Raw genomic sequence first — 23,613 nt, 5'->3', positions numbered from 1 at the left:
CCACGGACGTTCTGCCCCGTTCGTTCGTGGCAGGGCCGGTCGGCTTCGCGCCGGCCGGCCCGATCGCCTTGTATCGTCGGCGGTCAGCCGCCATCTGTCCCGGTAATGGCCGAATTTCCCCCCGGTATCGCCCAGCCGCTCGAACCGCTGGTGACGCGCGTGCTGGCGCGCAATGCTTCGCCCTACACCCATAGCGGCACGCAGAGCTTCGTGGTCGGCGGCACGGGGGCGGTGGCAGTGATCGATCCGGGGCCGGTCGACGACGTTCATCTCGACGCCATTCTGGCGGCGGTCGGCGGGCGCGAGGTCGCCGCCATCCTGTGCACCCACACCCACCGCGATCACAGTCCGGGGGCGGCACCGTTGGCCGAGCGGACCGGTGCGGCGATCATCGGCTGCGCGCCGCTGACGATGGACGATGCAGGGCCGCGTTCGGACGCAGCGTTCGACATCGATTATCGCCCCGACCGGGTGCTGGCCGATGGCGAGGCGGTGGCGGGTGACGGGTGGACGCTGGTCGCGGTGGCGACGCCGGGCCATACATCGAACCACCTCGCCTTTGCCTTGCCCGAAAGCGGTGCGCTGTTCAGCGGCGACCATGTCATGGGCTGGTCGACGACGATCGTGTCGCCGCCCGATGGCGACATGGGCGAGTACATGGCGAGCCTGTCGAAGCTGCTCGAACGTGATGATCGCGTCTATTACCCGGCGCACGGTGACGTCGTAGCGACGCCGCAACGGCTGGTGCGCAGTATGCTCGGCCATCGTCGACAGCGTGAGGGGCAGATCGTCCGGGCGATCGAACGCGGCATGCACGACGTGCCGACGATGGTTTCGGCGATGTATGTCGGACTGGCACCGGGGCTGGTCGGTGCGGCGCAGCGTTCGGTGCTGGCGCATCTGATCGACATGGAGCGGCGGGGATTGGTGCGACAGGAGGGCGCGACATGGCATCGCAGGTGAGGCCACAGGCGCTGCGGCTGGTCGTCGCGGTCGTCGTGCTGCTGGCATTGGCGGTCGGCGGTTGGCTGCTGTGGCAACGCTATGAAGAGCGCTATACCGTCACGACAGAGCCGGACAGCGGGCAGGCGGTGACGCGGATCATCACCGCTCGGTTGTCGGGGGCGAGCGCGCTGAAGGTCGCGTCGTTGTCGGGCACGTTGCAGGCGACGGCGAGCGACGTGCGCGGCTTTGGCTGGCTGCGGTCCGATCAGGTAGTCAAGATGCCGTATTCGGTCGATTATTTCGTCGATGTCGGCGGGATCGGGGACGGGCAGCTGAGCTGGTCGGCCGATACCCGGACGCTGGTGGTCGATGCGCCTGAGGTAACGGTGGCGCGGCCGAATGTCGACGAAGCAGCGCGGACGCTGATTCAGACCAACGGGCTGTATGTCACGCGCGAGGCGGCGGCGGCGTTGTCGCAGCGGGTGTCGTCGGTGGCGCAGACGCGTGCCGAACGCGAGGCGCGCAGTCCCGAGCGACTGGCGCAGGCGCGGGAGATGGCGCGTGCCGGGCTGGCCCGGTTGCTGGCCGCACCGCTGGCGACGGCGGGCGAGCGGAATGTGCGGGTCGTCGTGACCTTTCCGGCCGAACGAGCCGTTCGGAACAACGAGCGCTGGGATGTTTCGGCGGACCCGGCCGAGGTGGTCGCCAATCGGCGGTGAGGTTTCGGCTCCGCTCCCTTGGCGGGCAGGGGAGGACGTCCCGCTTGCGATGCGGTCGGGACCGACCTACGGGCAGGTTCACAGGAGACGACAATGAACGCGCGCACCGAAATGCCCACCGGCACCGACCTGCTGGCCGAGATCGACCGGCTGCGCCGTGAGCGCAACGCCGTCATCCTCGGCCATTATTACCAGCGGCCCGAGATTCAGGACCTTGCCGATTTCGTCGGCGACAGCCTCGACCTCAGCCGCAAGGCGGCGGCGACCGATGCCGATGTCATCGCGTTTTGCGGCGTGCGCTTCATGGCCGAAACGGCCAAGATCCTGTCGCCCGACAAGACGGTGATCCTGCCCGACATGGATGCCGGCTGTTCGCTGGAGGACAGCTGCCCGCCCGACCAGTTCGCGGCGTTCCGGGCCAAACATCCCGACCATATCGCGCTGACCTACATCAACTGTTCGACCGAGGTGAAGGCGCTGTCCGACATCATCGTCACCTCGTCGTCGGCCGAAAAGATTCTGGCGCAGCTGCCGGCCGATCAGAAGGTGATCTTCGGTCCCGACCGCAATCTGGGCGGGTATCTGATGCGCAAGACCGGGCGCGACATGTTGTTGTGGCCGGGCGTGTGCATCGTGCACGAGGCGTTCAGCGAGACCGAGTTGCTGAAGCTGAAGGCGCAGCATCCCGGCGCGCCGGTCGCGGCGCATCCCGAATGCCCGGCGATCATCCTCGACCATGCCGATTATGTCGGGTCGACCAGCGGCATCCTCGCCTATGCCGCCGACTTCCCCGGCGACACGCTGATCGTCGCGACCGAGCCGCACATCATCCACCAGATGGAAAAGGCGTTGCCGAACAAGCAATTCATCGGCGCGCCGGGTGCGGACGGGAACTGCAACTGCAATATCTGTCCGTATATGGCGCTCAACACGCTGGAAAAGCTCTACATCGCGCTGCGCGACCTGTCGCCGCGGATCGAGATCGAGGAGGGCTTGCGCCAGCGGGCCAAGGTGTCGCTCGACCGGATGCTGGCGATGGCCAGCGGCACGGTGGGACTGGGCGATCTGGGACCGCTGCGCGCAGGGTGAGGCCGGCGTAGCGGCACGGGTGCCGGACGCCGAGTCGCTATGCCATCGGTCGTCCGGACCGGCGGTTTCCCCCGCCGGTGGGCGAGCGGGTGCGATTCACACGCGGGCCTGGTTCCGGATTTCGTCCGTAGGGCGTGGTACCCCGCGTCCCAGCCAATGGGCGAAGCCACCATTGCGCAGACCGGTGATGGTGCCGATCAGCACCAGCAGCGTGGCGATGACCACGCCGATCGCGACCAGCGCCGATCGCTGCCCGCCCGATGCCCAGATCGCCGACAGCGCCCAGAAGAAGACCAGCGCATAGGGCGGGCAACCCCGGCCGGCGACCAGTGCCGCCGACCCGATCGCGCCACCGACGACCACCACCGCCGCAGCGATGAACGGCGTTTCGCCGCCGAAATAGACGCCGTGCGCGCGCAGGGTCGCGGTGATGTTGACGATCGACGCGACGGTCAGCCAGCTGGCCAGCGCGGTCAGGGGCAGGACCGCGCACCACCGCTCACCGGGGGTGAAGCCCGATGGCCATGCGGCGAGAATGCGGTAGCTTTTGAGCAGGCACAGCAGCGTGAACAGAATGATCGCGACCGACGGCACACCCAGCCCGGCGACCTGCACATAGGCGGCCCATAGCGCGTTGCCGAAGAACGCCCCGGCGGCGGGGCCGCGCAACCGGGCGATCAGCACATTGTCGCGCTGGGCGGGTAGCGCCTGATACAGCGCGAACACCAGCGCGCCGGTGTAGAGCGCGCCCCAGATCGCGAACGCCCAGCCGGCGGGCGTGACCAGCGTGCGGACGGCGTTCGACTGATCGCCGATCGTTCGCCCGATGTCGATCATCGGCAGCAAGGGGGTCAGGATTTGTGCCGAAGCGCAAACCAAGGGGAGCATGCGCGACGTGAACGATACGTCGGCGATATCAGGGGATTGCGTCGTCATGGCGAGCAAACTCGCAACATTGCATTCGGTTGCCAACTGCTACTGGCATGTTGGTTCCATTATTTTTTCTGTCTGCTCCGACTAATCGGCGCGCCGGGGGGTGCCGGCGCGCCGAAAACGGTCAGGGATGCGCCACGCTGCGCCGTTCGCCGAACCGGACGTACAGCGTCGGCAGCACGAACAGCGTCAGCAGCGTGGCCGAGATCAGCCCGCCGATGACGACGGTGGCGAGCGGTTTCTGCACTTCCGCCCCCGCCCCTGATCCGAGCGCCATCGGCACGAAGCCGAGGCTGGCGACCAGCGCAGTCATCGCGACCGGGCGCAGACGAAGCATCGCCCCGGTCCGTGCCGCCTCCGCCCGGGCCATGCCGTTCGCGACGAGTTGCTGGATCGAACTGACCATCACCAGCCCGTTGAGCACTGCGATCCCCGACAGCGCGATGAAGCCGACCGCCGCCGATACCGAGAAATCGATGCCGCGTACGTAGAGCAGCAGCACCCCGCCGACCATCGCGAAGGGGACGCCGGTGAACACGATCGCGGCGTCACGAACCGATCGCAGCGCCCCGTACAACAGCAACAGGATCAGCACGAAACAGGCCGGGACGACCAGTTTCAGCCGGGCGGTGGCGGAAGCGAGGTTTTCGAACTGACCACCCCATTCCAGATAGCTGCCCGAGGGCAGGCGGACCTTTGCCGCGATCGCCTCCTGCGCATCGGCGACGACCGAGGCGACATCACGGCCGCGGACATTGGCCTGCACCACGACGCGGCGCTTGCCGTTTTCGCGGCTGATCTGGTTGGGGCCGTCGACGACGCGGATTTCGGCCACGCTCGACAGCGGTACGCTGCCGCCGCCCGCGATCGGCACCGGTACGCGTTGCAGGAGTTGCAGGTCGGCGCGCTGGCTGTCGGACAGGCGGATGACGATCGGCACGCGCCGGTCGCCCTCGAAGATCACGCCCGATGGCCGCCCGCCAATGGTGGCGGTGATGACGTCCTGCACGTCCTGCGCGGTGACGCCGCGCTGTGCCATCGCCATCCGGTCGACGCGGATGTCGAGCATCGGCAGGCCGGTGGTCTGTTCGACCTTCACGTCCGCCGCGCCCTTCGTCTGGCGCAGTACCGCCGCGATCTGTTCGGCGGTGCGGTTCATCGCGTCGAAATCGTCGCCGAAGACCTTCACCGCGATGTCGCCGCGCACCCCCGCGATCAGTTCGTTGAAGCGCATCTGGATCGGCTGGGTGATCTCATACGCGTTGCCGGGAATCTTGGAAAGATCATGCTCGATCCGCTCGACCAGTTCCGCCTTGGGCAGACGCGGGTCGGGCCATTCGGACCGGGGTTTCAGGATCACGAACATGTCGGTCGCGTTGGGCGGCATCGGGTCCGAAGCGAGTTCGGCGGTACCGGTCTTCGAATAGACGAAGCGCACCTCGGGCTGGCGCGACATCAGCCGTTCGATCGGCACCTGCATCGCCTGACTCTGCTGGACCGAGGTCGCGGGGATGCGCAGCGCCTGGATCAACAGATCGCCTTCGTCGAGCTGCGGCAGGAACACCTGTCCCAGTCCGGTAAAGGCGAGCAGCGCCACGATCAGGCTGGCGATACCCGCACCGATGGTCAGCGACGGGCGCTTCATCGCGCGGTCGAGGCCGGGTTCGTAGCGGCGTTTCAGCCACGACACGATCCGGCCGTCCTTCTCCTCGATCCGTCGTGACAGCAGCAGCGCGATCATCGCGGGGACGAAGGTCAGCGACAGCACGAAGGCGAAGGCGAGCGCGATGATGATCGTCAGCGCCATCGGCACGAACGTCCGCCCCTCGACCCCCGACAGCGTCAGCAAGGGCAGGTAGACGAGGATGATGATCGCCTGCCCATAGACCGAGGGCCGGATCATCTCACGCGCCGCCGCCGTCACGGTGTCGAGCCGTTCGTCGGTGGTGAGCAGCCGGCCCTCGGCATGTTGACGATCGGCGAGACGCCGCATCGCATTTTCGACGATGATGACCGCACCGTCGACGATCAGCCCGAAATCGAGCGCGCCGAGACTCATCAGGTTGGCCGACACACCCGCGTGCAACATTCCGAACCCGGTCAGCAGCATCGTGATCGGGATGACCAGCGCCGCGATCACCGCCGCACGGAAATTGCCGAGCAGCAGGAACAGCACGACAATGACCAGCACCGCCCCTTCGGAAAGGTTCTTGGCGACGGTGGCGATGGTCGCGTTGACCAGTGCGGTTCGGTCAAGCACCGGCTGCACCACCACGTCGGGCGGCAGCGAGGCGTTGATCGATTTCAGCTTGTCGGCGACCGCGGTGGCGACGGTGCGGCTGTTCTGGCCGATGCGCATGATCGCGGTGCCGACGACGACTTCGGTGCCGTTTTCCGACGCCGATCCCATCCGCACCGCCTGTCCGGTCCGCACGGTCGCGACCTGATCGAGCGTGATCGGCACGCCTTCGCGGGTGGCGATGACCATGCGCGACAGGTCGGCGGCGCTGCGCACCAGCGCGTCGGACCTGACTGCCAGCCCCTCGCCACCGCGATCGACGAAGCCGCCGCCGACGCTGCTGTTGTTGCGTTCCAGCGCGGTACCAAGGTCGGTCAGCGTCAGGTTCAGCGCCGCCAGCCGCTGGATATCGGGTACGACGAGAAACTGCTTGGCATAGCCGCCGATCGAATCGACCCCGGCTAGACCCGGCACGGTTTTCAGCAGCGGGGTGACGATCCAGTCCTGCGCGGTGCGCAGATAGGTCGCCTTGTCCTCTTCGCTGACCAGCCGTTCGCCCTCCGGCGTGATATAGCTGCCATCGGGCTGCTGGCCGGGCTCGCCGGGTTTGTGCAGGTCGTCGCCGCGATGCTGTAGCCGGACGGTGTACATATACACTTCGCCAAGGCCCGTCGCGATCGGCCCCATTTCGGGGGTGACGCCCGGCGGCAGGCTTTCCTGCACCCCCTGCAACCGTTCGCCGACCTGTTGCCGGGCGAAATAGGTGTCGGTGTCTTCCGAAAAGACGGCGGTGATCTGGGCAAAGCCGTTGCGGCTGAGCGAGCGGGTATATTCGAGGCCGGGGGTGCCGGCGAGCGCGGTCTCGATCGGGAACGAGACCTGTTTCTCGACCAGTTCGGGCGAGAGGGCGGGGGCGCGGACGTTGATCTGCACCTGGTTGTTGGTGATGTCGGGCACGGCGTCGATCGGCAGGCGATAGAGCGACCATGCGCCGATGGCGGTGGCGATGAGGGTCAGCAGCAGAACCAGCCAACGCTGCGCGACCGACCACGCGACGATACGGGCGATCATCGATCAGTGATCCGCATGGGTGGCTTCACCCTTGCCGAGTTCGGCCTTGAGCGTGAAGCTGCCGGTGGTGGCGATCTGTTCGTTACCCGACAGCCCCTTGCGGACGACCACCGCGCCGCCCGATGCGGTGCCGAGTTCGACGGGAACCGCCCTGAACCCGGTCGGGGTACGGACGAACACGACCGAGCGATTCTCGACGGTCTGGACTGCCGTGGTCGGCACGCGGATCGCGCCGGTGCCTTCGCTGCCGGTCAGGCGGATCGCGGCGGTCACCGGTTCGCCGACCCGCCACTGGCCCCCGCGATTGTCGAGCGTGGCGATGGCGGGGACCAGCCGCGTTTCGGGGTCGAGCGCGGGCGAGACGAAGCGGACGCGGGCGGTCGTTTCCCGGCCCGGCGCGGTGACGGTGACGACATTCCCCGGCGCGATGCGGCTGGCATCCTCAGGCTTCAGGCTGAGCGACAGCGCGACCCGCGACAGGTTGGCGACGCGGAACAGTTCGGCGTCCGCCGCGACGGTCTGACCCAGCACCACCGGGCGGGCGATGACCTGTCCGCCGATCGGGGCGACGATGCCGATGCGGTTGAGGCTGCCGCCCCCGCCGCCCGTCGCGGCCATCATAGCGCTTGCCTGCGTCAACGCGATGCGCGCCTCGGTCGCGGCGGTGCGGGCGGCGATCAAATCCTGTTCGGGCGTGACCTTCTGCGCAAATAAGCGCTGTTCGCGCGCGAGATTGCTGTTGGCGAGTGTCAGGCGGGCGCGGGCGGCCTGTACCTCGCCCTTGATCTGCGCCGCCTCGCGGCTTTCGATCACGGCGAGCGTCTGCCCGCGCGCGACGCTTTCGCCAAGATTGCGGTTGAGCGCGACGACCCGTCCGCCGATCGCGGCGGAGACGACCTGCGTCGCCTGCGGATCGCCCTCGACGATCGCGGGAATTTCGATCGTCGCCGCGCCGTCGTTGGTCGGGCGGGCCAGTTCGACGGCGGCCAGCGCGATCTGTTCGGCGGTCAGGGTGACGGTCGCTTCGTCATGCTCGCCGCCATGTTCCTCGCCATGCTCGGCTTCGGACGCATCGTTGGTCGGGGCGTCGGCGGCGTTACAGGCCGACAGCAACAAGGCGAGCGCGAGGGTCGTGCGCAATTTCATCACGGTGTCTCCGTCGACGGCGCAGGGGCGGTCAGTCGCTCCAACTGCGCACGGGCATTCTGATACTCGGCCAGCGCATCGATCGCGGCGAGCCGGGTTTCGGCAAGGGTGCGTTCGACGTCGAGCAATTCGGTCTGGCCGAACTTGCCCTCGCGATAGCCGATACGGGCGATGCGCGCGGCCTCCTGCGCCGCTGCCAATGCCGGGCCGGCGGCGGTGCGCGCGGTGGTCGCGGCATTGGCGGCCTGTACCTGCGCATCGGTGATCGCCTGCGCGACATCGAGCGCGGTGACGCGGGCCTGCGCCTCGGCACGGGTGCGTTCGGCGCTGGCCTGCGCGATCGCCGCGCGACCGCGGTCGAACAGCGGGATCGGCAGCGACAATGCGACCACAGCAGCAGTATCGTTGGTCGCCTCCAGCCGCCGGATCGCCGGACCGATATTGAGGTCGGGAACGCGGGCAGCGCGGGCGAGGCGAATGCCGGCATCGGCGATGGCGATATCGGCTCGTGCCGCCGCCAGCGCGAGCGTGCCGTCGGGCAGGACGGGCGCCACGGGGCCGTGGGTATCGGCGGGCAGGCGATCGAGCAGGCGGTCGTCCAGTGGCCCGGCCACCGGATGACCGATCCGGCGCGACAGGTTGGTGCGCGCCGCCTGCGCCAGTCGCTCGACGCGTTCGACCCCGGCCTCGGCATTGATGCGGGCGACCTCGGCCCGCTGCCGTTCCAGTGGTGAGGTGCGGCCGGCCTCGACCCGGATCATGGCGACGCGGAGTGCGTCGGTGGCGATCCGGGCCTGTTCGCGCGCGGTCGCGACGCGGCGGTCGGCGGCCAGGGCGCCGACATACAGCTGTGTGATCCGCAGCCGCAGGTCGGCGGCGATGACGGCTGCCTCGATTCGGGTACGCGACAATTGCGCCCCGGCGACCGCCCCCCGCGCGCTACGCTTGCCGCCGAGTTCGATCGGGATGGCGATGCCGAGCGTCGTCTCGGCGCTGCGCAGTCCCTGATAGGCACCCGAGCCGAGGATATTTTCGACCTGCGCCTGCACCTGCGGGTTGGGGCGAAGCGCCGCGACGGCGCGCGCCTGTTCGGCGGCATCGACTGCGGCGGTGGCGCCGTCGATCGACGGTGCGGCCCCGCCCGCCGCCGCGACCGCCTGATCGAGCGTATAGACCGGCCCCGTGTCGGCGGGGGCGGTTTGCGCCATGGCCGGACCGGCACACGACGCCGCGACCAACATGGCCGCGAACCAGATTTGCATGATGGAGAAATCCCAACGAACTGCGTCAGGCCGGTCGTAACCGGCCGGTGGCGTTCGTTAGGCGGCGGGCGGCCGCAGCGCCGGATCGATCGCGCGTGACGGTGTCCTACGAACCTGCGCAAGCGTAGCGGGATTGACCGTCACCAACGAAAACAGGTTCAGCGCGCCGCGCTGCGGAACGCTGAACGTCCCGGCGTGGCAGTTGCCGTGATGGTGCAGCGCCGCCTTGTCGTTGTCGCTGCCATCGGGGCCGGTATCGGCATCGCTATGGACCGGTCCCGAACATTCGACGGTCGCCGGCCCGGCCGATTCGCTCGCATGGACCGTGGTCGCCAGCACCAGCGACGACAGCAGCAGCATGAGCAACAGGGACCAGGCACGGGTCAGCATGAGCGCAACCCTATCGCATCGCCGACGGAAAGTCACCGGGAGGCTGCCGGAAAACAACAAGGACGCGATGCTACCGTATTCGTCGGTCATGACCGGAGCGAAACCGGACCGATCAGCCGGCAGCGACGCGCTCCGCCTCGCCGGGTGCGAACCCCGCCAGATAGGGATGCCCCAACACGCGGCGGGCATTGCGTTCGCCGATCGCGGTGTCGTTGACCAGCCGGCTGCCGGCGACGGTGCGGTACTGCGCGACACAGGCGTCGATCCGCGCGAAGCGGGCCCCCGCCGCCCCGGCCCGGGTGTAGAAATCCCAATCGTTGCAATTGTGGAAGCTGGGATCGAACCCGTCGACGCGCTCGACCAGCGTGCGGCGGACCACCGACCAACTCGGCCCGATCACCCCGCCGCTGGCAAGGCCCGCACGGATGCAGTCACCGTCCCAGCCGCATTCGGGATCACCGGGCGCGGCATCGCCCTCGACCCGCGCGAACCAGCCGACGACGATGTCGCTGGCGGCACTCACCACGCTGCCGAGCAGGGCGCGCGCCGCGCCGGGCAGCCAGACATCGTCGCTGTCGAGGAACGCGATCCAGTCGGCAGTGGACAGCGCCGCGCCGCTGTTGCGCGCCTGCGATGCGCCGACGTTGCGCGGCAGGATCATCGCGACCACGCGCGGGTCGGTATCGGCAATAGCGCGGATCGTGGCGGCGCTGTCATCGCTCGACCCGTCATCGACCACGATCACGCGTTCGGGTGCCGGCACCTGCGCCAGCACGCTCGCCACCGCATCGGCGACGACGTGCGCGCGGTTATGACACGGGATGACGACGTCGTACGACGCGACGAACGGATCGGCGGAATGCAGCATCCCCGCCCCATGCCAGAACCACGCCCACGATCAAGCGTCGCAACCGTACCGGCACAAAGGCCGTTTGAAAACGCGCCGGTACCGCCTTGAAACTCGCCCTTTTTGCGAGTTTCCAAACCGACCCTCAGCGCCCGCCGTAGCGCAGGCGGGCACCGGCATAGACATAGCGGCCGACCGGCGAGATCGGCACATTGGTTTCGAAGCCGATATCGGGCCGCTGGTCACCCAGATTGTTGACGCCGCCATAGAAGGAGAAATCGTCGTTGACCGCGACCTGCGCCTGCACGTCGTGGCTCCACAATTCCTTGTACCGCAGATAGCGCGGATCGACGAGGCTGGGGTTGCTGTCGGTATCGATCCGCGAGAAGCGGCGGACGCCGTTCTGCCAGCGCAGATTATAGCTGAGCGTCAACGCGCCGCTGTTCCATGTCGGGGAAAAGGCGAGGGTATAGCGCGGACGGAACGGCTGATCGACATTGTTCTCGGCCACCGCGCCCGGCGTCGCCACCTGTTCAAGCCGGTCGAGATAGCCGCCGACCAGCCGCAGGTCGAAATCGCCGATGCGCGTGGTCGAAAAGCGATAGGTGACGTTCAGCTCGGCTCCGGCGGTCCGGAAGGCGGCGACATTCTGAAGCGTGATCGCGTACCCATTGATGAAGCCGCTGCCCTGTGCGCGCGAGATTTGCGGGCAGAACACATTGTCGAGCGTCGACTGATCGACGCACGCCGCTGCATAGTTGTTCGGATCGGGATTGATGATCGCATCAGTCAGGTCGATGTCGTACCAATCGACTGCGACCGACAGGCCCGGCACGAAATCGGGTCGCAATACGACGCCCGCCGTCCATGTCCTTGCGACTTCCGGCCGCAGGTTGGGATTGCCGGCCACCGATCCAGGGATGAAGATCGTCGCGTCGGGATTGCTCTGGGCCGTGAAGTTCGCGAAATTCCCGCCAGCGGCAGTAATCAGCGTCTGGCAGTTCGCCGTGCGATACTGGGTGCCCCGGCTGCGATTGGCGACGTAGCAAGGGTCGGAGAAGAAGTTACTGGTGCCGGACAGCGGCCGCTGAAGCTCGCCGATATTGGGCGCACGGACCGAGCGGCCATAGGAGCCCCGAACGCTGATCGCGGCGATCGGCGCGTAGATTCCGTTGAACTGCCACGCGCGGGTCGATCCGATCGTCGAATAATCGGACAGGCGACCCGCCGCACCGACGGAGAGCAGATGGGCGAAGGGCACTTCCTTCAGCAAGGGCGCGTTGACCTCGCCAAAGGCTTCCCAGACGTCGAAGCTGCCGTCCGACGGGGTCGGGATGATATATTCGTCATATTGGTAGAAGGCATTGTCGATCAGCGCCTGTGCCGGGCGGAAGCGGCTCGATTCGCGACGATATTCGCCACCGGCGGCGAAGGCGACGGGGCCGCCGGGCAGCTCGAAGAACTGGCCGAAATCGCCGGTCAGCGACGCGTTGGCGACATGCTGTTCGATCCGCGCGTTGCTGACCGGGTTGCTGAGATAATAGCCGAACGAGCGGCCATCGACGGTATTGCCGCCAAAGGTGTTGACCGGAATGCACCCCGCCGCCCGCGCGTCGGCCGAGCGGCACACGATCGCGCCGCTGCCGTCGCGCACCGCGTCGAGGGCGTTCAGGAATTGGGTGTTGAGCCGGTCGTTCAGCTTGGTCGCGCGGACATCGGTGCGGCCATAGGTATAGGACAGGTCGTAGCTGGCATGGTCGCTGATCCGCCCGGCAAGATCGACCACGCCGCGCCACGTCCGCCGCCGGTCGCGCTCGCCGCGGCGGGGGATGTCGAAATTGTTGCGGCTGATATCGACCGAGGTAAGGCCGGCGGCGCGCGCGGCGGTCAGGATCGACAGCGGAATGAACGGATTGTCGAGCGCGATGGTGGCCGGGTAATTGCCGCCATAGCCGCTGAAGCTGGTCACCTCGCTCTGGACGAACTTGCCCTCGACCGACAGCTTGAACGCGTCCGAGACATCGAAATGGGCGAGCGCGTTGATCGCATGGCGTTCGGTGCGTGGCAGGATGTCGCCGACATAGCCCGCGACCGGCGTATCGTCGCCGCCGATCGAGTAACCGTCATTCTGCAGGAAACGACCGGGGGTGTAGATCGCGCCGTCGCCGCGAAACACCTGATCGCCGATCACGACATAGCCCTGGTTCGATCCATAGGGATAGCGCAGGTCGGTGACCGGTCCGATCTTGTAGCTGCCGGCGCGGGTCGGGTCGTAGCCGTCGAGGTTCACGAAATACTGGCGCTGGGCGAGCGCCAGATAATCGCGGTCGTCGTTCGCCAGCGGATCGTCGGCGTTATATTCATAGGCCAGCGTCAGATTGCCGCGCCCCTCGGCGAAATTGCGTCCCGCGATCAGCGAGGCGAAGCGGTTGCCGGCATCGCCGCGTTCGGAAATGCCCGCCTGCGCCCGCGCGGCGATCCCGTCGAAATCGCGACGCAGGACGAAGTTGACGACGCCCGATACGCCATCGGCACCATAGACGGCGGAGGCCGCGCCGGTCAGCACGTCGACCCGTTCGATCAGGTCGGTCGGGATCGCGTTGATATCGACGGCGGCGGTGTCGGGCTGTCCGGCGACGTGGCGACGGCCGTTGACCAGCACCAGCGTCCGGTTCGGGCCGAGGCCGCGCAGGTCGAGCAGGTTCAGCCCGACCTGTCCCAGCGCGCCATCAGCCTGGTTGCGGCCGGCGGTGCGCGTGCTGTCGAGCGAGTTGGTGAGCGCGGGCACGCGTTGCAGGAAATTGGTGACGTTGGTCGTCCCCGATCGCCGAAGTTCCTCGGCCCCCAGCGACACGACCGGGTTGGGCGCGGCATAGTCTGGCCGGGCGATCCGCGATCCGGTGACGACGATTTCGCCGCCGTCGTCGTTGCTCGTCGCGGCTTCGGGGGGCTGCGGCGTCACGGCTACGGTCTGGGCCTGTGCGGATGCTGCGGTGAGCAACGCCGCCCCGGCAAGCAGGTGACGGCGTGTGACGATCGACATGGTGTACTTCCCCCGACCATCGCACCCCTTGGCGTCGAGACTGGTCGGAATGCAAAACATCAGACGGCCGAAAAGGGTTCGGTTCGGTACGCGGTGGACCGGAATATCGGCGCGTTTCTTGTGGTTTAGCTGTCACGTCGGCTGGCGTCCGACTCCGCGATCCGGCACAGATCGACGGGTGCAGAGCGGCGACGATCATGGCGGACCGACCCGCAGGGCGATGCTCGGCCTGTTTCCCGCGCTTGCGATCGCCGGCTGCGGCAAGACGAGCGGGCCGCCGCCGCTGCGCGTCTGGGCGATGAGCTATGAGGGCGACTATTCCCCGTTCCTGATGCCCGGCTTCACCGCCGCCACCGGCATCCCGGTCGAGGTCCAGTCGCTGCCGACCACCGCGTCGCACGAAAAGCTGCTGACGGCGTATGCGGGGGGGGCGTTGCCCGACGTGTTGATGTTGTTCAACGGCTGGGTGCGCGAATTTGCGATGATCGGCGCGGTGGCACCGGTCCCGTCGCCCGCGCTGACCGCCGGACTGTTCCCCGGCATCCGCGACGCGCTGCGCATCGACGGCGTCGATCATGCGGTGCCGTGGTCGGTCGCGCCGCAGGTCCAGTATTATCGCACCGACATCGTCGCCGAGGCCGGCTATGCGACGCCGCCGCTCGACTGGGCCGGGTGGCTGACGATGGCGCGGGCGATCAAGCGGCGGCGGCCCGACAATTATGTGTTCCTGATGCTGCTCAACTGGCCCGGTGCGCTGCTCACGATGATGACGCAGGCGGGCGCGACGATGCTGCGCGATCAGGCGACCCGCGGCAATTTCCGGTCCGAACCGGTGCGCGAAGCCTTTGCCTATTACGCCAATCTGTTTGCCGAGGGACTGGCCCCGCGCGCGGCGTCGACCGAGGTGCAGGACCCGCTGGCCGCGTTCGCACAGGGGTTTTTCGCGATCTGGCCGAGCGCGCCGACGACGTTGCTCGACCTGCGCCGCCGCGCCGCCGATATCGCGCCCGATCGCTGGGGCACCGCGCGGCTGGCCGGGCCGAACGGGCCGGGGCCGGTGTCGGGCGATAGTGCCGCGCTGTGCGTGTCGACCACGACGGACCGGCCGGCCGAGGCTTGGGCGCTGGTCCGGCACATGACATCGCGCACCAGCGAGCTGACGTTTCAGCGGATGATCGGCAATCTGCCCGCCCGGCTGGATGCATGGGATTCGCCGCAACTGGCGCTGCCGGTACTGCGCGCGTTTCGCGAACAGATGGCGCAGCCGGCACCGATCCCCCCGGTGGTCGAATGGGAACGGATTCAGGGCGAGATCCAGCTGGCCGCCGAACGGGTGGTGCGCGGACTGCAAACGATCGGCCAGGCGCTGACCGCACTGGACGAACGGGTCGATCAGCTGCTGGCGCGGCGCCGTGCGCTGGTCGATGCCGGGAAGATCGCATGACCCGCCAGTCGCGCGCCGCATGGCTGTTCACCGCGCCGGTGCTGACCATCATCCTGATCGTGCTGGTGATCCCGACGATCGCGGCGATGGCGCTGTCGGTCACCAACTATTCGATCTATGCGCTGGCCGATCCGGGCAATCTGCATTTCATCGGCATCGACAATTTCGTCGAACTGCTGGCGACGCCGTTATTCTGGCGGTCGCTGAAGAACACGCTGATCTTTGCGGTGCTGGGCGTGCCGATGGCGATCGGTACCTCGCTGCTCGCCGCATTGCTGCTGAACGACGCGACGGTCCGGTGGAAGCCATTGTGGCGAGTCGCGCTGTTCGCGCCCTATGTCACCAGCGTGGTCGCGACCGCCGTCGTGTGGCGGTTCCTGTTCAACGAACGGTTCGGCCTGCTCAATCAGGGGCTGGCGCGGATCGGCATCGCGCCGGTCGACTGGCTGGGCAATCCCAACAGCTCGATTCCCGCCATCCTGATCTTCGTCACGTGGAAGATCTTCGGATACAATATGATCGTGTTCACGGCCGCGCTGGCGGCGGTGCCGCAGGAGCTGATGGAGGCGGCACGGCTGGACGGGGCGGGGCGGTGGCTCCGGTTCCGCCATGTGACGTTGCCGGCGATCGGGCCGACGCTGTTGCTGGCGGCGGTGATGAGCGTCGCGGGGTTCCTGCAGATCTTTGCCGAACCCTATGTCATGACGCTGGGCGGACCGGCGCAGAGCACGACGACGGTGCTGTATTTCATGTTCGAGGAAGGGTTCAAATGGTGGAACCTGGGACAGGCGAGTGCGGTCGCCTTCATCCTGTTCGTCATGATCCTCCTCATCACCTGGGTCCAGACCCGCATCGGCAGGCGCAACGAATGGCTGTGAGCAAATTGCGCACGGTCGTCGCCAATGCCGCGGTCGTCGCGCTGGTCGCGCTGACCGTTGCGCCGCTGGTCTATATGGTCGTCGTGTCGTTCATGCCGCGCGGCGAGTCGGGCACGTTGCCGATCCCGCTCTGGCCGTCGCGCTGGTCGCTGGAGAATTATCATGAACTGCTGGTCCGGCGGCAGATCGACGGGGCTTGGTTCGATTATCGCATCCTGCCGGCGCTGCGCAACAGCTTCGGCATCGCCATGCTGTCGACGCTGCTCGGGCTGCTGTTGACGGTGCCGGCGGGCTATGCCTTTGCGAAATTGCGGTTTCGTGGGCGCGAGCGGTTGCTGAAACTCCTGATCGCGGCGCTGGTGGTTCCCGGACAGGTGGCCATGCTCCCCCTCTTCCTGATCTTTCGACATCTGGGGCTGGTCAACAGCTATGCCGGGGTGATCCTGCCGGGGCTGGCGGGGATTTTCGGCGTGCTGTTCGTGCGGCAGGCGACGCTGGCGATCCCCGACGAACTGATCGATGCGGCGCGGATGGACGGGGCGAGCGAGATGCGCATCTTTCGCGCGATCGTCCTGCCGCTGCTGACGCCGGTCGTCGTCACGCTGGCGCTGTTCACCTTTCTGGCGAGCTGGAACGATTTCATGTGGCCGCTGGTGATCCTGGCCGATCAGCAACGCTATACCCTGCCCGTCGCGGTCGCCGCGATCGCCCGCGAACACGCAGCCGACGGCGAATTGATGATGGCGGCATCGGTGGTCACGACGATGCCGGTGCTGCTGATCTTCCTGCTGCTCCAGCGTTATTATCTGACCGGGCTGCTGGGCGGCGGGGTCAAGGGATAGGCACGGCCATCGGTGGCAAAGACATGGGCGTCGCCCGGCGGGATCGAGAAATGCAGCGTCTCGCCAAGCGTCACCGAACGGTCGCCCGGCAGCTGGGCAACGATCGTGTCGACATCGCCGCGCGCGCCGAGATGCGCGAACGACAACGGTCCCAGTCGTTCGAACAGCTCGACCGCGCCGACGAACGGCCCGTCGTCATCGGGCACCAGGTGTTCCGGGCGTACGCCGAGCGTCACCGACGTGCCGACATCGTCGATGCCGACCAGTGCCGCCGTCGCGACCAGCGCGCCGTCGGTCAGGCGCAGCGTCGCTCCACCCGGGGTGACGGCAGCGAGCGTGGCGGGCAACAGGTTCATGCCCGGCGATCCGATCGCGGCCGCCACCGCGATGCTTGCCGGGCGGCGATAGACGTCGATCGGCGCACCGACCTGTTCGATCCGCCCCGCGCTCATCACGACGATGCGGTTGGCGAGCGTCATCGCCTCCAGCTGGTCGTGCGTCACGTAGATCATCGTCGCGCCCAGCTGCTGGTGCAGGCGCGCGAATTCGTGCCGCATCCGCGCGCGAAGCGACGTGTCGAGGTTGGAGAGCGGTTCGTCGAGCAACAGCACCTGCGGCCGGCGGACGATCGCACGGGCGATCGACACGCGCTGCCGCTGCCCGCCCGACAAGGCGCGGGGGCGGCGGTCGAGCAGGCCGGTCAGGTCGAGCATCGCCGCCGCTTCGGCGACGCGTTCGGCAATTTCGGTTTTCGGCAGGCCGGCGACTTTCAACGGAAAGGCGATGTTCCCGGCGACGGTCAGATGCGGGTAGAGCGCATAGGACTGGAACACCATCGCCACGCCCCGTTCGGCGGGTGGCGCGTCGGTCACATCGCGCCCGCCGATCAGGATGCGGCCTTCGGTAGCGGTTTCCAGTCCGGCGATCATCCGCAGCAGCGTCGATTTGCCGCAGCCTGACGGGCCGACCAGCACGACGAATTCCCCATCGGCGATGGTCAGGTCGCTGGGCGCCAGTGCCACGGTGTCGCCGTAGCGCTTCCCAAGTCCCGCAATATCGACCGCCGCCATGATCTCTCCCGTTTGTTACAGCGGCTTACGCGTAATCGGGGGCGACGCAACGATTGGTGCGGTGGCGGCAGTTCAGTTAGTCCCGGCGCGGGGCGCGGCCAAATCCTCCCCACGGGCGGGGAGAAGTCGGGTGAAATCAGAAGCGGAAGGCGGTTCCGACGTAGATCGCCTGGCTGTCGCGATTGTCGCGGGCGATACGCAACATGCGTTCGCGTTCCGAGCGGTAGCGGACGCCGGCGGTGACATCGAGGTTGCGGGTCAGCTTGTACGATCCGCCCATGTCGAGCGAATAGGCCGGTGCATCGGCGATCAGCGCGGGCTGATCGGCGAGCGGACGGTCGCTGATCGCGCCGACGCGGCCGGTGAACTTGCGGCCCGAATAGCTGACGCCGACGCCCATCTGCTCGCGGCTCCCCGGCTGCCCGGCCAGATCGAGACGCGTCACATCGCCCGATACCGCCAGCCGCTTCCAGCCGACCGAAACGCCGAGATTATAGGCGACCGGGTTGAGCGTCTGCACCGGTGCCGCCGCAGCGATGCGCTCAGGCAGGCGATTCGGCTGGAGCGAGCGACCGCGTACCGCGACCTTGATCGAACGGTTGCCGATCACCGCCCCTTCGGACGGCGTGAACTGAAACCCCGGTGCGTTGAGCGCGGTCCGCGACAATGCCGCGGTCAGGCGCGGGTCGGCAGCGGCGGGGGTGAACGATCCGAATGCCACCAGCGGCATCGAGTCGGGATTGACGCGCTTCAGGACGCGCGGTGCGCGCTGTTCCTGCGCGAACAGTGCAGGCGACGCACCAAGACCGGCGGCGATCATCGCCCCCAATCCTATGCCAGCCGAGATCCTGCCACGCGTCATCATTTCCCTCACTCCCCGCCAATGGCGCTACCACGATTCGGTTGCGTGGCACCACCGCGCCCGGTCGCTTTCCCGTGACCTGTTGCATCGAACCCACATATTTGTCCGACTACGCCCGAACCTGCATCAATCCGGGACCGTCACCGCCCGCGCCCGCCCGGTTCCGGTCGCGTGTCACCAACCCGCTTGCCGCGTCCGCGGCACCTCCTATAGAAGCGGCGCGAACTGCCGTAATGGCCTGTAGTCAAGGAACCGCTAATGAACCGCCCGCTGCTGATCGCGTTGCTGGCAACTTTCGCCTTGCCGATGGCCGCGTGCAGCGGTGGCAAGGGGCGTGTCGCGGGCGATCTCGCCGCGTCGAAGGTGACGACGATCGGCGTCAACAGCTATCTGTGGCGCGCCAGCCTCGACACGCTGTCGTTCATGCCGCTGACCCAGACCGATTCGAACGGCGGCGTCATCGTCACCGACTGGTACGTCAATCCGGCGACGCCGACCGAGCGGACCAAGGTGACGGTCACCATCCTCGACCAGGACCTGCGCGCCGATGCGCTGCGCGTCGCCGCGCTGCGCCAGATCAATCGCGGCGGCCAGTGGATCGAGGCCCCGGTCGAGGCCGCGACCGTGCAGAAGCTGGAGGATATCATCCTGACGCGCGCACGCGATCTGCGCCGCGGGGCGGTGACCGGCTGAGCGACGCATCGATGACCCCCCGTTTTTCGCCCGGCGAGGCCGATGCGCGCTGGCAGGCCGCATGGGACGATGCCCGCACCTTCGTGGCCGACGATGCGTCGCCCAAGCCGAAGCGCTATGTCCTCGAGATGTTTCCCTATCCATCGGGGCGCATCCATATGGGCCATGTCCGCAACTATACGATGGGCGACGTGCTGGCGCGTTTCCTGCGGATGACGGGCCACGAAGTGCTTCACCCGATGGGGTGGGACGCGTTCGGCATGCCCGCCGAGAATGCGGCGATGGAAAAGAAGGTCCATCCGGGGCAGTGGACCTATGCCAATATCGCGGCGATGAAGGCGCAGCTGAAGCGGCTGGGTCTTGCCTTCGACTGGTCGCGCGAGTTCGCGACCTGCGATCCCGAATATTATGGCCACGAACAGGCGCTGTTCCTCGAACTGCTCAAGGGTGGACTCGTCTATCGCAAGGAATCGGCGGTCAACTGGGACCCGGTTGACATGACCGTGCTGGCCAACGAACAGGTGATCGACGGGCGCGGCTGGCGGTCGGGCGCGCTGGTCGAGAAGCGCAAGCTGTCGCAGTGGTTCCTGAAGATCACCGACTTCGCCGACGATCTGCTCGACGGGCTGGGGGCGCTCGACCAGTGGCCCGACAAGGTCCGGTTGATGCAGGAAAACTGGATCGGCAAGTCGGAGGGGCTGCAATTCGCCTTTGCGCCGGTCGCGCCCTTCGACCAGTCGATCGAAGTCTATTCGACGCGCCCCGACACGATCTTCGGCGCGAGTTTCGTCGCGATCGCCGCCGATCATCCGATCGCGCGGGCGCTGGCCGATGGCAATCCCGATGCGGCGGCGTTCATCGAGCTGTGCAAGCAGGGCGGTACCACCGCCGCCGAGCTGGACACGGCCGAGAAGCTGGGGTTCGATACCGGTTATCGGATGCGGCATCCCTTCGATGCGTCGATCGACCTGCCGGTCTATATCGCGAATTTCGTGCTGATGGAGTACGGCACCGGCGCGGTGATGGGCGTGCCGGCGCATGACCAGCGCGACCTTGATTTCGCACGGAAATACGGGTTGCAGGTCCGCCGCGTCGTCGCCGATGGCGACGTGGCCGACCCGGTGTTCGACGGGACCGAAGCCTATACCGGTCCGGGGCGGCTGGTGAATTCCGACTTCCTGAACGACATGGACGTTGCCGCCGCCAAGCGCGCGGTGATCGACCGGGCCGAAACGGGCGGCTGGGGCAAGGGCACGACCGTATGGCGCCTGCGCGACTGGGGCGTCAGCCGCCAGCGTTACTGGGGTACGCCGATCCCGATCGTGCATTGCGACGCGTGCGGCGTGGTGCCGGTCCCGGTCGAGCAGCTACCGGTCAAGTTGCCCGATGACGTGTCATTCGACATTCCCGGCAACCCGCTCGACCGCCATCCGACGTGGAAAGCTGTCGATTGCCCGGGCTGCGGTGCCCCGGCGCGGCGCGAGACCGACACGCTCGACACCTTCGTCGATTCGTCGTGGTATTTCATCCGCTTCGCCAGCCAGCCCGACGACAAGCCGTTCGATCGCGCGGCAGCCGAAAGCTGGCTGCCGGTCGGGCAGTATATCGGCGGGGTCGAACATGCGATCCTGCACCTGCTCTATGCGCGCTTCTGGACGCGGGCGCTCAACCATGTCGGGCTGATCGACCTGAAGGAGCCGTTTGCGGGGTTGTTCACGCAAGGGATGGTCACGCACGAGACGTACAAGTCGGCCGATGGTCGCTGGCTTGCCCCGTCGGAAGTGACCGACGGTATCGAAACGGCGACCGGCGACGCGATCACCGTCGGCCGCATCGAGAAGATGTCGAAGTCCAAGAAGAATACGGTCGATCCCGAACCGATTCTCGATCGCTACGGTGCCGATGCCGCGCGCTGGTTCATGCTGTCCGACAGCCCGCCCGAGCGCGATCTGCCGTGGAGCGAGGCGGGCATCGAAGGTGCCGAACGCTTCGTCAAGCGGGTGTGGAAGCTGGTTGCGGCGCACGTGGCCGGTGGCAACAGCCCGGAATCGCTGACCCGCGTGGTTCATCGCACCATCGCTGGCGTCGCCGACGACATCACCGCGCTGCAGTTCAACAAGGCGGTGGCGAAGCTCTATACGCTGCTGGGCGAGGCGGAGAAGGCGAAAGGCATGTCGGACGCCGACATGGACGCGCTGTTGCTGCTGGTCAGCCCGATGATCCCGCATCTTGCCGAAGAGGCATGGTCGCAACTGGGGCGCAGCGGCCTGATCGCCGATGCGCCATGGCCGATGGTCGATCCGGCGATGCTGGTCGAAGCGGAAGCGACGATCGCGGTGCAGGTCAACGGCAAGCTGCGCGACACGATTGTCCTGCCCAAGGGCGCGGCCAAGGAAGACGCCGAAGCCGCCGCGCTGGCGAGCGAGAAGATCGTCCGCGCGCTGGACGGCAAGGCCCCGCGCAAGGTCATCGTCGTGCCCGACCGCCTCGTGAACATCGTCGCATGATCCGCGCCGCCGTCCTTGGCGTGGCGCTCCTGCTCGGCGGGTGCGGCCTGCGCCCGCTCTATGCTGGCGGCGAGGGTGGCATGGTCCGCCAGACGCTGGCAGGGGTCGAGGTCGCGCCGATTGCCGGGCAGAATGGCTGGCTGGTCGCCAACGCCCTGCGCGACCGGCTGCGTGCCGAAGGGCCGACGCGCTATCGGCTCGAAATCAAACTCGACGACGATATCACCGGTCTGGGCGTGCGGCGCGACGATTCGATCACGCGCGAACGGCGGACGCTGCGCGCGCGCTATCAGCTGATCGACCTGACCAACGGTGCGGTGACGCTCGACGCGACGGCCGGATCGGATGCCGGCATCGACGTGGTCCGTTCCGAATATGCAACCATCGCGGCGGAGCGCACCGCGCTCGAACGGCTGTCGCTGATCGTCGCCGACCAGATCGTGACGCGGATCGCGCTGACGCTGCCCAAGAAGGGCTCGTGAAGCTCCGGCCCGAGCAGGTTGCGGCCAAGCTCGACCGGCCCGGCCCCGATATCCGGCTCTATTTGTTCCACGGACCCGACACGGCGGGCGCGATGGCGCTGGCCGCGCGACTGGCCAAGGGGGTGGGCGAGGGGGCCGAGCGCGTCGACATGGACGGGGCGATGCTGAAAAGCCGTCCGGGGCTGCTCGCCGACGAAGCCGCGTCGATGTCGCTGTTCGGCGATGCCCGCTGCATCCGCGTAACCGGCATGGGCGAGGAATCGGTCGAGGCGGTGACGCTGCTGCTGGCGGCAGAGCGCGCCGGCAATCCGGTCGCGGCGATCGCGCCGAGCGTCAAGGGCACGTCGAAGCTGGTGAAGCTGGTCACCGCCTCGCTCAACGCCGTCGCCGTTGCCTGCTACGTGCCCGACGCGGCGCAGGCGGCGAAGCTGGCGGTGACGATGGCCCGCGATCAGGGGCTTCGGCTGCTGGGCGACGTGCCCGACCGGCTGGCGGCGGTGACGGCGGGCGACCGTGCGGTGCTGGCCAGCGAGATCGAGAAGCTGGCGCTGTATCTGGACGCATCGCCCGAGCGCCCGCGCGATGCGGATGGGGAGGCGTTCAATGCGATCGGCGCCTCGATCGCCGATGCCGAACTGGGTGGCATCGTCAGTGCGATGATCGCGGGCGATGCAGCGGCGGCGGCACTGCCCGAAATGCCGGGCGGGGCGATCCCGGTGCTGCGCGCGGTCGCCCGGCGGCTGTTGTCGCTGGCCGAGATGCGCGCCGATATCGACGATGGCGACAGCGTCGACCGGGTGATGGAGCGCCACCGGGTGTTTTTCAAGGAACAGGCGACGACCGCCACGGCGCTGCGCCGCTGGGACGCGACGCGCCTTGCCCGTGCGCTCGAACGCGTCCGCGATGCAGAGCGTGCGGCGCTGTCGGGCAGCGGTCTGGGCGAGGTGATGACCGCCGCCGAAGCCATCGCGATTGCCCGCGCAGCGGCGCGCGGCAAATAGAGCGATTTCCGACCAGATTGGATCGCCGGCACGGCGGCGATTTCGGTTCGGGGCAAGGCGGGAGGAGGGCGCGATGCCAGAGCATCGTGGCCGACGAGCAACGCCGCCCGGGATCGAAAGCGTCCCGCCGCGTCAGCGGTCGCCCGCAGG

General features: G+C 67.5%; 20 protein-coding genes. 11 read left to right on the top strand and 9 right to left on the bottom strand.

Annotation, left to right across the window (positions count from 1 at the left end):
- Positions 1-105: 105 nt before the first annotated feature.
- The 3 genes from ASE90_RS04660 (at position 106) to nadA (ending at position 2,753) form a co-directional block, all read left to right on the top strand.
- Entirely contained in the window at positions 106-963 is an 858-nt protein-coding gene (locus ASE90_RS04660; protein WP_055996530.1) for an MBL fold metallo-hydrolase, read from the top strand.
- The gene (locus ASE90_RS04655) at positions 948-1,664 is read left to right on the top strand and encodes a DUF4230 domain-containing protein (RefSeq protein WP_055996527.1); all 717 of its coding nucleotides are present in this window, start codon (positions 948-950) and stop codon (positions 1,662-1,664) included. Before ASE90_RS04660 ends, ASE90_RS04655 begins: the two co-directional genes overlap by 16 nt.
- Positions 1,665-1,757: 93 nt before the next feature.
- Positions 1,758-2,753 carry a quinolinate synthase NadA gene (gene nadA / locus ASE90_RS04650; RefSeq protein WP_055996524.1) on the top strand — a complete coding sequence of 332 codons (996 nt, stop codon included), beginning with the start codon at positions 1,758-1,760 and terminating at the stop codon, positions 2,751-2,753.
- 96 nt (positions 2,754-2,849) lie between these two features.
- Here nadA and ASE90_RS04645 read toward each other — a convergent pair whose 3' ends face one another.
- Positions 2,850-3,590 (bottom strand): hypothetical protein, encoded by a 741-nt coding sequence (locus ASE90_RS04645; protein ID WP_235531649.1) that lies wholly within the window; start codon positions 3,588-3,590, stop codon positions 2,850-2,852.
- Here ASE90_RS04645 and ASE90_RS20465 point away from each other — a divergent pair.
- Positions 3,580-3,774 (top strand): hypothetical protein, encoded by a 195-nt coding sequence (locus ASE90_RS20465; RefSeq protein WP_162233633.1) that lies wholly within the window; start codon positions 3,580-3,582, stop codon positions 3,772-3,774. The two genes, ASE90_RS04645 and ASE90_RS20465, sit on opposite strands and share 11 nt — an antisense overlap.
- Before the next feature lie 36 nt (positions 3,775-3,810).
- Here the strand turns inward: ASE90_RS20465 and ASE90_RS04640 are convergent, their stop codons facing one another.
- The 6 genes from ASE90_RS04640 to ASE90_RS04615 all read right to left on the bottom strand — a co-directional run bounded on the left by ASE90_RS04640 (position 3,811) and on the right by ASE90_RS04615 (position 13,684).
- The gene (locus ASE90_RS04640; protein ID WP_055996521.1) at positions 3,811-6,996 is read right to left on the bottom strand and encodes an efflux RND transporter permease subunit; all 3,186 of its coding nucleotides are present in this window, start codon (positions 6,994-6,996) and stop codon (positions 3,811-3,813) included.
- Between the two features lie 3 nt (positions 6,997-6,999).
- The gene (locus ASE90_RS04635) at positions 7,000-8,142 is read right to left on the bottom strand and encodes an efflux RND transporter periplasmic adaptor subunit (protein ID WP_055996518.1); all 1,143 of its coding nucleotides are present in this window, start codon (positions 8,140-8,142) and stop codon (positions 7,000-7,002) included.
- The gene (locus ASE90_RS04630; RefSeq protein WP_055996515.1) at positions 8,142-9,404 is read right to left on the bottom strand and encodes a TolC family protein; all 1,263 of its coding nucleotides are present in this window, start codon (positions 9,402-9,404) and stop codon (positions 8,142-8,144) included. Before ASE90_RS04630 ends, ASE90_RS04635 begins: the two co-directional genes overlap by 1 nt.
- A 57-nt stretch (positions 9,405-9,461) precedes the next feature.
- Positions 9,462-9,794 carry a hypothetical protein gene (locus ASE90_RS04625; protein WP_055996512.1) on the bottom strand — a complete coding sequence of 111 codons (333 nt, stop codon included), beginning with the start codon at positions 9,792-9,794 and terminating at the stop codon, positions 9,462-9,464.
- A gap of 112 nt (positions 9,795-9,906) precedes the next feature.
- Positions 9,907-10,662 (bottom strand): glycosyltransferase family 2 protein, encoded by a 756-nt coding sequence (locus ASE90_RS04620; RefSeq protein ID WP_055996509.1) that lies wholly within the window; start codon positions 10,660-10,662, stop codon positions 9,907-9,909.
- Between the two features lie 124 nt (positions 10,663-10,786).
- Positions 10,787-13,684, bottom strand: a complete 2,898-nt coding sequence (locus ASE90_RS04615; protein ID WP_082449406.1) for a TonB-dependent receptor plug domain-containing protein — start codon at positions 13,682-13,684, stop codon at positions 10,787-10,789.
- A 220-nt stretch (positions 13,685-13,904) separates the two neighbouring features.
- Here ASE90_RS04615 and ASE90_RS04610 point away from each other — a divergent pair, with 220 nt between their 5' ends.
- The 3 genes from ASE90_RS04610 to ASE90_RS04600 are packed head-to-tail and all read left to right on the top strand — an operon-like array spanning position 13,905 to position 16,848.
- Positions 13,905-15,128 carry an extracellular solute-binding protein gene (locus ASE90_RS04610; protein ID WP_235531648.1) on the top strand — a complete coding sequence of 408 codons (1,224 nt, stop codon included), beginning with the start codon at positions 13,905-13,907 and terminating at the stop codon, positions 15,126-15,128.
- Positions 15,125-16,006: a carbohydrate ABC transporter permease gene (locus ASE90_RS04605; protein WP_055996503.1), complete on the top strand. Its 882-nt coding sequence runs from the start codon at positions 15,125-15,127 to the stop codon at positions 16,004-16,006. Before ASE90_RS04610 ends, ASE90_RS04605 begins: the two co-directional genes overlap by 4 nt.
- On the top strand, positions 15,997-16,848 hold the full coding sequence (locus ASE90_RS04600; protein ID WP_055996500.1) for a carbohydrate ABC transporter permease: 852 nt from the start codon (positions 15,997-15,999) through the stop codon (positions 16,846-16,848). The genes ASE90_RS04605 and ASE90_RS04600 overlap by 10 nt, the downstream gene beginning before the upstream one ends.
- On the opposite strand, the gene ASE90_RS04595 is transcribed toward ASE90_RS04600, so the two are convergent.
- Positions 16,809-17,918, bottom strand: coding sequence for an ABC transporter ATP-binding protein (locus ASE90_RS04595; protein ID WP_055996498.1), 1,110 nt, complete (start codon positions 17,916-17,918; stop codon positions 16,809-16,811). The genes ASE90_RS04600 and ASE90_RS04595 overlap by 40 nt on opposite strands.
- A 136-nt stretch (positions 17,919-18,054) precedes the next feature.
- Positions 18,055-18,738, bottom strand: a complete 684-nt coding sequence (locus ASE90_RS04590; RefSeq protein ID WP_235530371.1) for a hypothetical protein — start codon at positions 18,736-18,738, stop codon at positions 18,055-18,057.
- Between the two features lie 300 nt (positions 18,739-19,038).
- On the opposite strand from ASE90_RS04590, the gene ASE90_RS04585 reads away from it, so the two are divergent.
- From ASE90_RS04585 to holA, 4 genes are read left to right on the top strand one after another with little or no spacing between them, the layout of a single operon-like run.
- Complete coding sequence (locus tag ASE90_RS04585) at positions 19,039-19,473, top strand: DUF3576 domain-containing protein (protein ID WP_055996495.1); 435 nt, start codon at positions 19,039-19,041, stop codon at positions 19,471-19,473.
- An 11-nt stretch (positions 19,474-19,484) separates the two neighbouring features.
- Positions 19,485-21,980: a leucine--tRNA ligase gene (leuS, locus tag ASE90_RS04580; protein WP_055996493.1), complete on the top strand. Its 2,496-nt coding sequence runs from the start codon at positions 19,485-19,487 to the stop codon at positions 21,978-21,980.
- A complete protein-coding gene (lptE, locus tag ASE90_RS04575) occupies positions 21,977-22,462 on the top strand; it encodes an LPS assembly lipoprotein LptE (RefSeq protein WP_055996490.1) in 486 nt (161 codons plus the stop codon). The genes leuS and lptE overlap by 4 nt, the downstream gene beginning before the upstream one ends.
- Positions 22,459-23,463 (top strand): DNA polymerase III subunit delta, encoded by a 1,005-nt coding sequence (gene holA / locus ASE90_RS04570; RefSeq protein WP_055996487.1) that lies wholly within the window; start codon positions 22,459-22,461, stop codon positions 23,461-23,463. Before lptE ends, holA begins: the two co-directional genes overlap by 4 nt.
- The last annotated feature ends 150 nt before the right edge of the window (positions 23,464-23,613 follow it).

This window comes from Sphingomonas sp. Leaf67, from assembly GCF_001421965.1.
Classification (GTDB): domain Bacteria; phylum Pseudomonadota; class Alphaproteobacteria; order Sphingomonadales; family Sphingomonadaceae; genus Sphingomonas.
The sequence above is the reverse complement of the archived record's forward strand: the minus strand, read 5'-3'. Positions and strand labels throughout refer to the sequence as shown.

Excerpts from the sequence above, each read along its gene's own strand:
- leuS (WP_055996493.1), top strand. The coding sequence starts at position 19,485 with ATGACCCCCCGTTTTTCGCCCGGCGAGGCCGATGCGCGCTGGCAGGCC.
- ASE90_RS04595 (WP_055996498.1), bottom strand. The coding sequence starts at position 17,918 with ATGGCGGCGGTCGATATTGCGGGACTTGGGAAGCGCTACGGCGACACC.
- ASE90_RS04625 (WP_055996512.1), bottom strand. The coding sequence starts at position 9,794 with ATGCTGACCCGTGCCTGGTCCCTGTTGCTCATGCTGCTGCTGTCGTCG.
- ASE90_RS20465 (WP_162233633.1), top strand. The coding sequence starts at position 3,580 with ATGTCGATCATCGGCAGCAAGGGGGTCAGGATTTGTGCCGAAGCGCAA.
- ASE90_RS04640 (WP_055996521.1), bottom strand. The coding sequence starts at position 6,996 with ATGATCGCCCGTATCGTCGCGTGGTCGGTCGCGCAGCGTTGGCTGGTT.
- ASE90_RS04635 (WP_055996518.1), bottom strand. The coding sequence starts at position 8,142 with ATGAAATTGCGCACGACCCTCGCGCTCGCCTTGTTGCTGTCGGCCTGT.
- ASE90_RS04605 (WP_055996503.1), top strand. The coding sequence starts at position 15,125 with ATGACCCGCCAGTCGCGCGCCGCATGGCTGTTCACCGCGCCGGTGCTG.
- ASE90_RS04600 (WP_055996500.1), top strand. The coding sequence starts at position 15,997 with ATGGCTGTGAGCAAATTGCGCACGGTCGTCGCCAATGCCGCGGTCGTC.
- ASE90_RS04590 (WP_235530371.1), bottom strand. The coding sequence starts at position 18,738 with ATGATCGCCGCCGGTCTTGGTGCGTCGCCTGCACTGTTCGCGCAGGAA.
- ASE90_RS04585 (WP_055996495.1), top strand. The coding sequence starts at position 19,039 with ATGAACCGCCCGCTGCTGATCGCGTTGCTGGCAACTTTCGCCTTGCCG.
- ASE90_RS04615 (WP_082449406.1), bottom strand. The coding sequence starts at position 13,684 with ATGTCGATCGTCACACGCCGTCACCTGCTTGCCGGGGCGGCGTTGCTC.
- ASE90_RS04620 (WP_055996509.1), bottom strand. The coding sequence starts at position 10,662 with ATGCTGCATTCCGCCGATCCGTTCGTCGCGTCGTACGACGTCGTCATC.
- lptE (WP_055996490.1), top strand. The coding sequence starts at position 21,977 with ATGATCCGCGCCGCCGTCCTTGGCGTGGCGCTCCTGCTCGGCGGGTGC.
- ASE90_RS04655 (WP_055996527.1), top strand. The coding sequence starts at position 948 with ATGGCATCGCAGGTGAGGCCACAGGCGCTGCGGCTGGTCGTCGCGGTC.
- ASE90_RS04660 (WP_055996530.1), top strand. The coding sequence starts at position 106 with ATGGCCGAATTTCCCCCCGGTATCGCCCAGCCGCTCGAACCGCTGGTG.
- ASE90_RS04630 (WP_055996515.1), bottom strand. The coding sequence starts at position 9,404 with ATGCAAATCTGGTTCGCGGCCATGTTGGTCGCGGCGTCGTGTGCCGGT.
- ASE90_RS04645 (WP_235531649.1), bottom strand. The coding sequence starts at position 3,590 with ATGATCGACATCGGGCGAACGATCGGCGATCAGTCGAACGCCGTCCGC.
- ASE90_RS04610 (WP_235531648.1), top strand. The coding sequence starts at position 13,905 with ATGCTCGGCCTGTTTCCCGCGCTTGCGATCGCCGGCTGCGGCAAGACG.
- nadA (WP_055996524.1), top strand. The coding sequence starts at position 1,758 with ATGAACGCGCGCACCGAAATGCCCACCGGCACCGACCTGCTGGCCGAG.